Below are 13,160 nucleotides of genomic sequence, written 5' to 3'. Positions count from 1 at the left end.
GGGGGAGCAAGATGGGGACAGCGGCCAAGTATAAAGTGATTCTCGTCGATGACGAGCCGATCATTCTCCGCAGCCTTCAGGCCGCCATCGGCTGGGAGGAGCTGGGGCTTACGGTCGTCGGAACGGCCCGCAACGGGGAGTCGGCGCTGAAGCTGATCGGGGAGCATTCCCCGGATATGGTAATCAGCGACATCCGCATGCCGGGAATGGACGGTATCGCGTTGATGAAGGAAGTGCTGTCCGGCAACCCGAAGCGGATCTTCATCGTGATCAGCGGATACGGCGAATTCGAATATGCGAGGGAGGCGCTGCGGCAGGGGGCGTTCGATTACCTGCTGAAGCCGATCGACCATGAGGAGTTGACCGGCATGCTTCAGCGTGCGGCGGCGCAGCTGGACGCCCGCGCGGAAAACGAGCGGCTGCTGCATTCGGTCAAAGCGCTGTCCGTCATGGCGCGCGAGCGGATGTTTTCCGAATGGATCGAAGGCAACGACCGGCCGCTCGGGCATATGCAGTGGATGGAAAACAGCGAGCTGGAGCAGGACTATGTCATGGCCGTCGTGCAGCTTGACCGCTTTCTCCGCTTGAACGAACAGTGGCTGCCTGACGAGAAGCGTTTATGGCTGTTTGCCGTCCGGAACATTTTGGAGGAATGGTCGCTGCAGCATGGGGCGCTGACCGTATTTCCGTTTCACAGCGGCGAATGGATCGTCGTGTTTGCGGCAGACGGCGGAACGGATCATGTTCGTCTAGGCAATGATTTGATCCTTCAAATCAATAAGTACGCCAAATTGAGCTGTTCCGTCGGCATAAGCCGCGTCTTCAAGGGGATCGGGCAGCTGAGCGCAGCGTACCGGAGCGCCACGCAGGCGCTGTACCAGCGGTTTTATTCCGAGCGGGAGGGAGTTTTCGCCGAGCGGGAGGAGCAGCCGAACGAGGCCCGGCCGACGGATTTGAAGTATCCGAAACAGGTCGAGAGCGACTTGCTGGAAAGCGCCCGCACGTTGGACCTGCAGCGGATGGAGGCGGCGTTTGACGATTTGAAGCTGTACATCGAACGCCATGCTGCTGCGAAAGAAACGGCCGAGCGGCTCCTTGTGGAAATCGCCGTCGTCCTCTACAGGCAGCTGGAGTACGCGAATTTGCTGGCGGATTGGCCGCTGGACGGCTTGTTGCAGGCGCTTCACGAGGCGGAAAACCTGCAGGAAGCGATCAGCTTATTGAAGAATGCCGCAGCCCGGCAAATGGAGGAAAGCAGGCGAAGCCAGGCCAAGGAGGACGGCCGCTCGCTGATCGAAAAGGCGAAGCTGTATATCATGAACCATTACCACAAGGATCTCGGCATCGAAGAGGTGGCCGAGGTGGTGGATTTGAGCATCAGCCATTTCTGCACGCTGTTCAAGCAGGTATCGGGCTACACCTTCCTGGAGTACCTGACCGAATGCCGGATGGAAAAGGCCAAATACATCCTGAAAAATACCGGCGTCAAGGTCTATCAAATCGCGTCGATGGTCGGATATCAGGATCCGAAGTATTTTACGCAGGTGTTCAAAAAAACGACGGGACGCACGCCGTCCGAATATCGCGAAGAAAGCAGTTATCTCGTCTAGCAGAAGATGGTAAAATGGAAGAAGCCCTGCACCGATCGGAGCAAGGGCTTTCATTTGCGAGAAGGAGTGATTCAATGCGCAAGCCATTCAAAAAGTACATATCGGCATTGTCCGCTGCGGTTCTGATGTCTACCATGCTGCTGGGGGCGGCATCGGCCGCCCCGGATGCCGGGGAAGCGGGAACGAAGCAGCCGTACCGGATCGTGGCCCTGGGCGACTCGTTGACGGTCGGGTATGAACCGGGCAAAAGCGGGACGGAGGCCCCTTACGGATTCGTCGACCGGCTTCAAGAGCAGGCGCTGCTGCACGGACGTGCGGAAACGGTCAACGTCGGCATCGCCGGACTGAAAAGCAAAGGGCTGCAAAACTTTGTGGAAGCCGTCAAAAACGGTCGGGCAATCTCGGCCGACGACATCCAGCCGAAGCTCCCCGACCCGCGCGCGGACCGGATCGGCGCTGCAGCGGCAGAAACGAAAGCGGCTCTGGAAACCGCGGATGCGATTACGATCACGATCGGCGGCAACGACATGTCCGAGCTGCTGACGACCGCCGGCAAGATGAGCGAAGCCGACCTGCAGACGCGCTTGCAGGAGCTGTTCAAGCTGTATACCGACAGCGTGGGCGTGGTCGTGACGGACCTGCATGAGCTGAATCCGGACGCGCTTATCGTCGTTGCCGATCAGTACCAGCCGCTGCCGGAAATTGCGGACAAAGCGCTGTATCCGAAGCTTGGCAAAGCGGCCGAAGCCTTTACCGGCGTCATCGACCAAATGGCCGCGGGTTTTACGGCGAAAGGGGTTCAGGTGAAGGTGGCCCATGTCGCCAAGGAATTCGTCGGCGGGGAAGGCACGATGACCCATATGATCAAGGATCATGATTTCCATCCGAACCAGCTTGGTTACGAAGCGATAGCCAAGGTGTTCTCCGAAACGATTTGGGGCGGCTATACAAAGCTTGCGGTGCATGAAGCGGGAACTCCAATGGGGATATATGTGGGCGGAAAAGAGCTGAACACGCCTTACAAACCGGTGATTCGCGAAAATCTGAACTTCGTGGCGATCAAGGATATCGTCGATGCGATCGGAGCAACGTCCACTTGGGACAATAAAACTTCGAGCGCGACGATCACGCACCAAGGACATAAGGTCGTGATCACGATCGGTTCCAAGACGGTCCAAGTGGACGGTACGGGTGTGCCGATCGATGCGGAGGCATTTCTGAACAAAATCGGCAAGGAATCCAAAACCTACGTGCCGCTTGCGGCACTGGCGTCGGGCTTGGGTCTCGACGTGCAATTCGTGCCCAAACTTAGAACGGTATTCATCAATCCATAATAACGGCAAAAACCAGCTGCATTCGGTCATCATTCGGCCGAATGCAGCTGGTTTTTATTATGAAAGGCGTTTGCTTCCGTCGGGTACGCCGTCGATGAATGTTTTTCCCGTCCTATTCGACGACAAGAACCACTTTTCCGCGGCCATGGCCCTGCTCGATTTCGCGATGGGCGTCCGCGGCTTGCTCGAGAGGGAACGTTTGCCGGATATGAACCCGGAGTTTTCCCTGCTCGTACCAGTCGGCAAGCTGCGCCAAACGTTCGGCCGAGCGCTGATTGCGGATCATGCGCACCCCTAGCTGTCCGGCAAGCTCGAAGGAAACGATCGTACCGATCCGGTTTTTATCGGACACAAGATCGACGGAGGCCCTCAGGGCGTCTTCCCCGGCGGCATCCAGCGCGGCATCCACGCCGCCCGGAGCCAGGGTGCGCACCCGTTCGGCAAGACCGTCCCCATAGGCGACGGGGATGGCGCCTAATGAGCGAACATATTCGTGATTTTGCGGGCTGGCCGTGCCGATCGGGGTGGCTCCCCACAAGGCTGCAAGCTGCACCGCCGCCGATCCGACGCCTCCCGCGGCGGCATGGATCAGGACGGTGTCACCTTGCCCCACGCCGAGCTCCTTTAATGCCGTGTACGCGGTCAACCCGCCTGCCGTAAAAGCCCCGGCTTCGTCCCATGGCATATTCTTGGGCTTACGAACGATTTGATCCGCATGAACGACCACATACTCCGCGTAACACGAAAGAACAGCCCAGCCCAACACCTCGTCGCCAGGGGCGAACTCCGTGACGCCTTCGCCGATTTGATCGACGGTTCCCGCGAATTCATTGCCGAGAATTTGAGGAGTCTTGATCTGATAGCCGGGCGGAGCCCATCCGTTTTTGCGAACCGCGGTATCAAAAGGCTGGACGCCGGCTGCTTTGACGCGCACCCTGACTTCCCCCGGCCCGGCTTCCGGAATATCGAAATTTACGAGTTGCAATACATCGGGCGATCCGGTCGAATAAAAAGCCATCGCTTTCATTTGTTTGCTCATTCTTCATCATCCGCCTTTCTCTTTCTTATGTGATCCGGCGAGGCCGTCTTCTGTAAGTTGTCGTCAAGCCATAGCATTGCTGCAGGTTCTATTTTATAATGAATAATACATAATGAATAATATATATAATCATATTTATTAATAACCTTTAGTATATAAGCGAGGCGAATGGGATGGAGCTTTTGCAGCTGCAGTATTTTCGGAAGGTAGCGGAGCTGGAGCATATGACCAGAGCGGCGGAGGAGCTGCGGATTGCCCAGCCGGCGTTAAGCAAGACGATTTCCAGGCTGGAAGAGGACGTGGGCGTACCGCTGTTTGACCGGAAAGGGAGGCAGATCCGGTTGAACGCTTACGGCAAAGCGTTTTTGCGGAAGGTTGAAACCGCGCTGCAGGCGCTGGAGGATGGACGGAAAGAAGTGGAGGATATGGCGGGGCTTGAGCGGGGGCGCGTTTACGTGGCCACGACGACGCATAAATGTTTTTCCGATGCGATCGGCGACTTTATCGCCCGCCGTCCCGGCGCAAGATTGCACATATCCCAGGCTTCGGAAGCGGAGAAAACCGAAAAGCTGCGCAGGGGGGAACTGGATCTGTGCATTACGTTCCCGCCCGTTCAGCAGCCGGACATCGAGGGGGCAGCCTTTTTGACCGAACGGATCATGCTGGCCGTTCCGCTTGGGCATCCATTTGCGGGCCGCGGCAGCATCCGTTTGGCGGAAGCGGCGGAGGAACCGTTTATTTGCATCAGGCCGGGAAACCCGTTCCGGCAAATGACCGATGAATTTTGCAGGCAAGCCGGCTTTGCGCCGAACATCGTCTGCGAGGTGGATGAGCATTCCGCGGTCGGGCATTTTCTGCGTGCCGGAATCGGCATTGCTTTTTTGCCGGAGACGTTATTGGAAAAATTCGACGCTCCTTTTCACGTTCTGGAGATCGAAGAGCCGGAGTGTCTCCGCACCTATCAAATCGCTTGGGCGAAGAATCGGTACCTTTCGGCGGCGGCAAAGGAATTTCGCGATTTTATCGTGCAGCGTTTTGCGCCGAATCCGAATTTAAAACCGTAAAATTGTCATGGCTTTAATAAAGGGGTGCCCTAGGCCGTCAACCGACCGCGGGCATCCCATTATTTTATCGATCACTTATTAAAATAGTTGATCCCCATCGCGCCGCGCACTTCGCCCATCGTCCGACGGGCGGCCTCCCGCGCCTTGGCGGTGCCGCTCATGACGATTTCGTCGATGTCCTTCTCGCGGTGCCTGTAGAGCTCGCGCCGTTCGCGCACCGGTCTCATCACTTCCTCGATCGCTTCGGTAACCATCGCTTTGCAGGCGGCGCAGCCGAGCCGTCCCTTCATGCAGTTTTCCCGGATTTCCTCGCATCCTTCTTGCCGGAAAATCGAGTGGTATCCAAACACCGTGCAAATCTCGGGATGGCCCGGATCAGTCTTATGAATGCGCGCCGGGTCGGTTTTCGCCTTGCGGATTTGAGCGCTCACCTCTTCGGGTAAAGCGTCCAGGCTGATGGCATTGCCGAGGCTTTTGCTCATTTTGCTGCCGCCGTCCAGGCCGTTGAGCCGCTCACCGACAAGGATTTCGGGTTCCACGAGCACCGGGGCGTACAATTCATTGAAGCGGCGCACGATTTTGCGCGCCTGCTCGATATGCGGAATCTGGTCTTCGCCCGCCGGAACGAGCGACGCCTTGAAGGCGGCAATATCCGCCGCCTGGCTGACCGGATATCCAAGAAAGCCGTAATACAAATCGTCATAGCCGCGTTCCTTGGCCTCATGTTTGACGGTCGGGTTATGACGCAGCGAGCTGACCGTGACGAACATCGAAAAAATGACCGTCAGCTCGGCGATTTCGGGAATCATCGACTGTACGAAGATGGTGGATTTTTCCGGGTCGATGCCGACGGACAAGTAGTCGAGCGCGACCTGGCGGACGCTTTCGGCAAGCATGGCCGGCCTGTCAAAATGGGTCGTCAACGCCTGCACGTCCGCGAGCATGATATAGGTTTCGTATCGCTCTTGCAGCTGCACGCGATTTTTCAAGCTGCCGACGTAATGGCCGAGATGCAGCTTTCCGGTCGTGCGGTCTCCGGTTAATACGATCTCCCGTTGGGTCGGAACAGGGGATAGGGTTGTCATAGGAATTCCTCCTCAAGGTTCTATTCGTAACATCCGTTCCTTTGCCTTGCCACCACCAGCCGTCATCCATGGCCATCACCTCCTTGAAAAATCATCCGTTTAATGAATGGTGCTCTCGAAGCGGCAGTCCGCGATTCCGAAAATGACCGAAGTTGTTTCCTTGAAGCTGTATGTTTCGACATAAGAAAAACGTATATCGAAGTACTTTCTAAGTAGACAGACCGCGTTTAAAGGTAGTTTTTCTTGCTATATCAGGAAGCAATAGCTCTGTAGTTTATACTTTCTGATATTGCAAAAAAGGCCTCGTCCTGCGAAAAGCAAGATGCCGGAGATTCAACTCCGAACATATCGCTTTCCAAGGACGAAGCCGTCAGCTTCGCGGTGCCACCTTGTTTGGCTGCCTTGCATAAAAGTAACCTGCAGCCCTCTCAACAGGTACGGATTCGGCAGCTCATATTGCGCCTCCTCGATACCCTGCCCCGGTTAACGGTGGGGACATGCCGCCCGTCCTACTTGCGCCGCGATCCCAATAGCGGCTTTGTTCAGACCGGTCGCTCCGAAGCCCACTTCCGCGCACGCCGCCACCGGCTTGCACCACCCGCCGGCTCTCTTGAGGCTCGCTGTCCGCGTACTCTTCTTCATCATCGCGAATATGGGAACCATTGTAACGCATTTGCAGGCAAAAGGGAATAGGCCGGTTTATCGCTGAAGGGGCATCGATCCAATTGATCGCTTACATTGCCGCTCCTTTGTTTCGGTTTCTTTTCATCAGATACCATCCGATTCCGTTAATGAGCACCGAACCGAAAATCGTATTGCCGAGAGGTCCCCAGCCATTTTCCGTAGCGTAAAATGAATACGCCATTGAAAAAACGGTATTCTTTAGGATTCTTTATTTTTATTTGAAAAATAGCTAAGACCTGAGGCGTATCCTTGGAATCAGACAACAGAAAACGGCGTATGACGATATCGCCAACGCCGTGGCGGCGCGGTCAGGCGCGCCATTAGCGAAAGAAGCATTTCAAGGAGGTACTGCCCATGTACGACGAATATCGGCGTCATCAACCATACGGCCACGAAAGACACGAAAGAAACGGTAACGGAACCCGTCCGTCGGACGACCATCCGGCCTACGCGGCGATCAAGGTGGGCGTAATCCTGCTGTTCATCGTTTATCTTTATGCGCTCGTCAAAATCATTCTGTTCAAGTTCGGAAGCATAAGCCCGGTCTATTATTTGCGGGAGCTGGTCGATCACGTCATGCATCCGGGGATGATTGCGGACCGGCTCCGGGCGGCAGGGAATCTCGTACCGCTTCGGGAGATCAGCGGCTATCTCCGTAACTTGGGGAACGGCACGAGCTTCATCAACTTTTTCGGGAATATTGCCGCGTTTATGCCGCTCGGATTTTTGCTGCCTTTGGTTTGCGGGATCCGTTCCATGTCGCCGCTGAAAGTGATCCTGATTTCCTTTGGCGTCAGCCTGGCTTTGGAATCGCTGCAGCTGGCGCTGTTTATCGGCACCTTTGACGTCGACGACATCATCATGAATACCGCCGGAGGGGTGCTGGGGTACGCCGTGTACCTTGTGCTGTATTTTATTCTGAAGCATGGGGCGCAGGGGAACGCGAATCAACGCTACTAAAAAAAATAGCAAGAGCCGTCCCGGGTCCAAGAAGACCTTTCGGGACGGCTCTTTTCAGTAGGCGGCACGCTTCGGGCCGAAGCCGTTTTGCGCCTTTTATTTGCTTTTGGACATTTCGCGGAAGGAAGCATCAGCCGCTTCAAGCGTATCGATGACATCCTGCTCCGTATGGGCTGTCGTCAGGAACCAAGCTTCGTATTTCGACGGCGCCAGGTTGACGTTGCGATCCAGCATGTGACGGAAGAAAGCGGCGAATGCTTCGCCGTCCGTATCCTGCGCCTCATCGTAATTGGTGACGGGATGATCGCAGAAATGGGTGGACAGCGAACCGCGGATACGGTTGATCGTTAGCGGAACGCCGTAACGGTCGGCCGACGTCTGCAGCCCGTCCGCGAGTTTGGCCGCGAGGCGGTCCATTTCCTCATAAACGCCTTCGCCCTGCAGCACTTCAAGGCAGGCGATGCCGGCCGCGATCGAAGCCGGGTTGCCGGCCATCGTGCCCGCCTGGTAAGCCGGGCCGAGCGGCGCAACCTGCTCCATGATTTCCTTGCTGCCGCCGTAAGCGCCGATCGGCAGCCCGCCGCCGATGATTTTGCCGAGGGCGGTCAGGTCGGGTTTGATCGCTTCATGATTGGCAAGACCGGCAAACGTTTGGGTCGAACCGTAATGGAAGCGGAAGGCGGTGATCACCTCGTCGTAAATGACCAGCGAGCCGTTATTATGCGCCATTTGGCAAAGCCCTTCGAGGAAACCCGGTTTCGGCATGACCATGCCGAAGTTGCCGACGATCGGCTCGACCATGACGGCGGCGACGTCTTTGCCCCAGGTATCAAGCGCTTTGCGAAGCCCGTCCAAATCGTTGAAGGGCACCGTGATGACTTCCTGCGCGATGCTGGACGGAACGCCGGCGCTGTCCGGCGTGCCTAGCGTGGAAGGACCGGAGCCTGCCGCCACCAGCACGAGATCCGAGTGGCCGTGGTAACATCCGGCGAATTTGATGATTTTGCTGCGCCCCGTATAGGCGCGGGCGACGCGGATCGTCGTCATGACGGCTTCGGTGCCGGAATTGACGAAGCGGACCTTGTCCATGGAAGGGATGGCTTCCTTGAGCATCCGGGCCAATTGGATTTCGAGTTCGGTAGGCGTGCCGTACAGCGTGCCGTTTTCCGCGGCATGCGTGATGGCCGCCGTAATGTGAGGGTGGGCATGTCCGGTAATGATCGGACCGTAGGCCGCCAAATAATCGATGTAGCGGTTGCCGTCTTCATCCCAGAAGTAAGCGCCTTTGGCTCGTTTCATAAATACGGGGGCCCCGCCGCCTACCGCCTTGAACGAACGGGAGGGGCTGTTGACGCCGCCGACGATGTGTTGAAGTGCTTCCTGGTAAAGCTGCTCGGAACGAGAACGATTCATGTTGATTTCAACTTCCTTTCTTCATTCGGGACTTTTGCAAAATCCTCTATTAGAAAAAGCAGCGGGCAGCCGTTAATCGCTGCTGCCCGTACTGCCGCTTTTGTCCTTCGGAGTGTCCTTGTCCTGTGTGCTTGTATTGTTCGTTTGCGACTCGGTTTGCCCGTCGCTTGAGACTTGAATCGGGGTCGGTTTATCGAAAATGTCTTTAATGTAGTCCTTCAGCGCCGATTCGCTGGATACGGTAAGCACGGCCGCCCCGCCGATGGTTCTTTCCTTCAGCAGCTTCATCGGAGGAATTTGCTCGCTGCCGGCCATTTGGCTTTTATAGCCGACCGTCGCCAGCTTCCACATGTCGTTGACGGACAGGTTGGTATCGATGTAAGGGCTGACTCCCTCCAAAATATCCGGAAGCTTCATGATGGAGGTGGTGGACTGCATTTTCTCGGCGACAGCTTTCAGGAACGCGCGCTGGCGTTCGGTCCGGGTGAAGTCCGAGGTCGCGTCGTGGCGGAAACGGACATACTGCAGCGCCGTTTTGCCGTCGAGATGCTGCATCCCTTTTTTCAGGTCGATGTCGTATTCGTGCTTGTCGGCGGCGCTCGGGTAATACATATCCTTTTCCACGTAAAAGTCGACGCCGCCTACCGCGTCCACCAGCTTGATAAAGCCTTGGAAATCGGTATAGACGTAATATTGGATCGGAATGCCGAGCAAATCGCCGACCGCTTTCATCGCCGTATTCGGGCCGTGGGTGATCGCGGTGTTGATTCGATCTTTTCCGTGCTCCGGAATATCCGTGTAGGTATCGCGCAAAATAGAGAACAAATGAATCCGTTTTTTGACCGGGTCGAGGGAAGCGACCATCATGCTGTCCGACCTGGGAATCTCGCCTTCGGTGATGCCTCGCGCGTCGACGCCCATGAGAAGGATATTTACGGGCTCGGTGCCTTCCCATTTGGGAGGTTCGGGAACTTTCGTTTCCACGGTGGTGACGTTTTTAAAAGGGGAAGCTTCGCCGGTTTTTTGCAAACCCTGCAGACCATTGTAAATCGAAGTAAAATAATATGCCGCGTAGCCGATCACAGCTACCAGAATGATGGCTATAATCCACAATATCGCTTTCTTCCTTGAAGTCATTCCTTCTCTTCCTTTCAATTATCCTGAATAAAGGAGGCTTTGGCTGTACAATTCGACATTTGTAGGTTAAGGATTCATTTATTATAATTTTTTTTGACAATACAATCAATTTGGCATAAGTTTGCAAGATTCTGTATCCGAGCATGTCGGCATGGAATTCTTGTCGAAAGGAGTCGAACGAATATGGCGGAGCTGACGATCGGACAAGAGGTTCCTGATTTTACCCTTCCGGCATCCAGCGGCGAAGACGTAACGTTAAGCGGCTTTCGCGGACGAAAGGTCGTTTTGTATTTTTATCCGAAAGACATGACCGAAGCTTGCACGAAGGAGGCCTGCAGCTTCCGGGATTCGCACCATATTTTGGAGGCTAAAGGCGCGGTGGTGTTGGGCGTCAGTCCCGATCCGGTCAAATCCCACGGCAAGTTTACGGAGAAATACGGCCTGCCGTTTTTGCTGCTGTCCGACGAGGACCACCGGGTGAGCGAGATGTACGGCGTATGGCAGCTGAAAAAGATGTACGGCCGCGAATATATGGGCATCGTCCGTTCCACCTTCCTCATTGACGAAGAAGGGAAGCTGCTGAAGGAATGGCGCAATGTCAGAGTGAAAGGCCATACCGAGGACGTTCTGGCCGCTTTGGGCTGATCGCCCGAAAAATTCCAAAAATCCCGGCTCCACGCACCGTGTCCATGATCGGAGGGGCCGGGGTTTTTGCGCTTTCCGCCAAGTTCAAGGTGACGAGCTTCAAGAAACAATCCATGGCGTGAATTTAGAAAATTCGAATTAATTCACGGCTATTTTCCAATGAAAACAAATGTAAACACATCATTATCCATTTACAATTTAGAATGTTCGAAGTATAATAGAATCATTCCGATTAGGAAAGAGGAGCATTGCGTATGGATAAACAGCCTGAAATCACGGTGGATATGTTACTTGATGTATATAGCGAGCTGTCCCGAAAAATGACTGGCCAGCGCATTCGTGCCTTGATGGATCATCTGCGCAAGCATGAATTGTCCCTGAACCAGTTTTTTATTTTGAACATCATTGAACGGGGCGGCGCATGTCTGTCGAGCCATTTGGCCGGCCACTTGAAGCTGAAGGCGGCATCCATCACGTATTTGGTCGATTCGCTGGAGAAAAGGGGACTGGTCGCCCGCACGGAGAATCCGAGCGATCTGCGAAGCCATTTCATCAGCCTGACCGGTGAAGGACATGCCGTTTCCTCTTTTCCGTTCGAGCATGTCTTCGCATCTGATCTATTCAAGAAGCTCAGCCAGGATGATCTCGAAGTGATGTACGTCATGATGCGGATTATGAACCGCAAGTTGGATGCGGAATCGAACGATACGCCCAACCCATAAATTTTTATCAATAAAAGGGAAGTGTTATTTTGAAAAGGCTATTGAAGGTAAAAATCGCCTGGTTCCCGGTATGGTGCACCGCCTTCCTCATGCTTTGCATGCTTAGCATATATTTGCCCGTATTCGGCGGGCCGACGCAAAGATTAACGGATTTTCCGCTGATCGTGGTCAATGAGGATCAGGGGGCAGCATCGGTGAACATGGGGCAACAGATCATGAACCATTTGATCGAGACGCAAGACGGCCATTCCTTTAAATGGACGATCGAGTCGAGCAAGGAAAAAGCCGTCGAAGAAATTAAAAACAACAAGGCATACGGGGCGCTTGTCATCCCGGCCGACTACTCCGCTTCGCTGGCGGGCGTGCAGAAATCGCTGATGACCGGACAAGCCGGCGGAAAACCTGCACATATGGAAATTTTGATTAACGAAGCGGGCGGACAGCTTGCCTCGTCCGTCGCTACGAACGCACTGCAAACGGTGGCCTCTGCCGTAAATACCGGCGTAAGCCAACAGATCAAGGCGGGCATGACGAAGCTTGGCCTGGAGGTGTCGCCGCAAGCGACATCGCTTCTGGACAACCCGGTTCAGGCGACAACCGTCAACGCTTTGGGTCTGACGGGAAAAATCAATAAGGGGATGACGCCATTCGTCGTCGTCATGATCTCATCGATCAGCGGCTTGCTCGGCGTCAACATGATCCACGGCTACGTGGGCAAAATCGCCGAAGGCATGAGAAGCAAAGGTCATCGGCTCAGCCATGTCAAACAGCTGCTGACCGAATTTCTGCTCGGGGCCATCACGTCGGTGCTTGTGACCACGGTCATTATGATTTTCATATTCGGCGTATTCGGCAGCGTGCACACGGCAAGCATTTGGCGGATTTATTTGTTCCTGCTGTTAAGTTCCCTCACGATGTCTTTCTTATTCAAAATGCTCAGCCTGTTCCTCGGCCAATGGGGAATGCTGGCGATGTTTCCCGTCAACATCATGGGGATTTTCGGCAGCGGCGGGGCGTTCCCCGTCACGACGCTGCCCGAATTCCACCGCGCGCTCAGTTCGTTTTTGCCGACGCGGTATATGGTAGACGGCTTCCGCGCTTTGTTTTATTACGGAGGCCATATGGAAGCGGGGCTCGGTACGGCGCTTAAATATATCGTGACTTACCTGATCATGTTTCTGTTCCTCTGCGGGGCCAAGGTCATTATGGCTCATAACAAAGACAAAAAAGGCGCTGCCGATCAAGAGAATCATGAAAAGCCCGCATCCAACGGGCGGGAAATGGGCGCTTTGGCCGCGGAATGATGTTTATGTCGGTTCATCAAGCCAGCCGGATCTTCGAACCGCTGTTTCAGCGGTTGCCGGAGACCGGCTTTTTTTGTATATAAAGAGTTTTTCGCCGGAAGAAGTCATGTCTAAACCGGAATAACATTTTTCAGGATTTTTTTGAAATTAACATGAAAGACAT

At 54.8% G+C, this 13,160-nt stretch carries 12 protein-coding genes and 1 other annotated feature; of the genes, 7 read left to right on the top strand and 5 right to left on the bottom strand.

Annotated features, from left to right (window positions below; translation table 11 throughout):
- Positions 1-11: 11 nt before the first annotated feature.
- Together GQY55_RS04435 and GQY55_RS04430 are read left to right on the top strand one after the other, a co-directional pair.
- Positions 12-1,610, top strand: a complete 1,599-nt coding sequence (locus GQY55_RS04435) for a response regulator (RefSeq protein WP_160038632.1) — start codon at positions 12-14, stop codon at positions 1,608-1,610.
- Between the two features lie 74 nt (positions 1,611-1,684).
- The gene (locus GQY55_RS04430; protein WP_160038630.1) at positions 1,685-2,944 is read left to right on the top strand and encodes a stalk domain-containing protein; all 1,260 of its coding nucleotides are present in this window, start codon (positions 1,685-1,687) and stop codon (positions 2,942-2,944) included.
- 112 nt (positions 2,945-3,056) lie between these two features.
- Here the strand turns inward: GQY55_RS04430 and GQY55_RS04425 are convergent, their stop codons facing one another.
- A complete protein-coding gene (locus tag GQY55_RS04425; protein ID WP_160039777.1) occupies positions 3,057-3,971 on the bottom strand; it encodes an NADP-dependent oxidoreductase in 915 nt (304 codons plus the stop codon).
- A gap of 185 nt (positions 3,972-4,156) precedes the next feature.
- On the opposite strand from GQY55_RS04425, the gene GQY55_RS04420 reads away from it, so the two are divergent.
- Positions 4,157-5,047, top strand: coding sequence for a LysR family transcriptional regulator (locus GQY55_RS04420; protein WP_160038628.1), 891 nt, complete (start codon positions 4,157-4,159; stop codon positions 5,045-5,047).
- A gap of 71 nt (positions 5,048-5,118) precedes the next feature.
- Here the strand turns inward: GQY55_RS04420 and trpS are convergent, their stop codons facing one another.
- Together trpS and GQY55_RS31770 are read right to left on the bottom strand one after the other, a co-directional pair.
- Positions 5,119-6,132: a tryptophan--tRNA ligase gene (trpS, locus tag GQY55_RS04415; protein WP_160038626.1), complete on the bottom strand. Its 1,014-nt coding sequence runs from the start codon at positions 6,130-6,132 to the stop codon at positions 5,119-5,121.
- 354 nt (positions 6,133-6,486) lie between these two features.
- Positions 6,487-6,786 (bottom strand) — a binding site (T-box leader).
- Positions 6,787-6,865: 79 nt separating this feature from the next.
- Entirely contained in the window at positions 6,866-6,997 is a 132-nt protein-coding gene (locus GQY55_RS31770; RefSeq protein WP_268894990.1) for a hypothetical protein, read from the bottom strand.
- A 173-nt stretch (positions 6,998-7,170) separates the two neighbouring features.
- On the opposite strand from GQY55_RS31770, the gene GQY55_RS04410 reads away from it, so the two are divergent.
- On the top strand, positions 7,171-7,776 hold the full coding sequence (locus GQY55_RS04410) for a VanZ family protein (RefSeq protein WP_160038624.1): 606 nt from the start codon (positions 7,171-7,173) through the stop codon (positions 7,774-7,776).
- Between the two features lie 96 nt (positions 7,777-7,872).
- Here the strand turns inward: GQY55_RS04410 and GQY55_RS04405 are convergent, their stop codons facing one another.
- The gene (locus GQY55_RS04405) at positions 7,873-9,189 is read right to left on the bottom strand and encodes a glutamate-1-semialdehyde 2,1-aminomutase (RefSeq protein WP_280517168.1); all 1,317 of its coding nucleotides are present in this window, start codon (positions 9,187-9,189) and stop codon (positions 7,873-7,875) included.
- 72 nt (positions 9,190-9,261) lie between these two features.
- A complete protein-coding gene (locus GQY55_RS04400) occupies positions 9,262-10,326 on the bottom strand; it encodes an LCP family protein (RefSeq protein WP_160038622.1) in 1,065 nt (354 codons plus the stop codon).
- Positions 10,327-10,509: 183 nt separating this feature from the next.
- Here GQY55_RS04400 and bcp point away from each other — a divergent pair, with 183 nt between their 5' ends.
- The 3 genes from bcp (at position 10,510) to GQY55_RS04385 (ending at position 12,997) form a co-directional block, all read left to right on the top strand.
- Positions 10,510-10,971: a thioredoxin-dependent thiol peroxidase gene (gene bcp / locus GQY55_RS04395; protein WP_160038620.1), complete on the top strand. Its 462-nt coding sequence runs from the start codon at positions 10,510-10,512 to the stop codon at positions 10,969-10,971.
- Positions 10,972-11,225: 254 nt separating this feature from the next.
- Positions 11,226-11,693, top strand: coding sequence for a MarR family winged helix-turn-helix transcriptional regulator (locus GQY55_RS04390; protein WP_201452095.1), 468 nt, complete (start codon positions 11,226-11,228; stop codon positions 11,691-11,693).
- Positions 11,694-11,722: 29 nt separating this feature from the next.
- On the top strand, positions 11,723-12,997 hold the full coding sequence (locus tag GQY55_RS04385) for an ABC transporter permease (protein WP_160038618.1): 1,275 nt from the start codon (positions 11,723-11,725) through the stop codon (positions 12,995-12,997).
- Positions 12,998-13,160: the final 163 nt, after the last annotated feature.

Source organism: Paenibacillus sp. USDA918EY (assembly GCF_009870825.1).
GTDB lineage: Bacteria > Bacillota > Bacilli > Paenibacillales > Paenibacillaceae > Paenibacillus_AQ > Paenibacillus_AQ albilobatus.
Note: the sequence above shows the minus strand (reverse complement) of the source record. Positions and strands in the feature narration are given on the sequence as shown.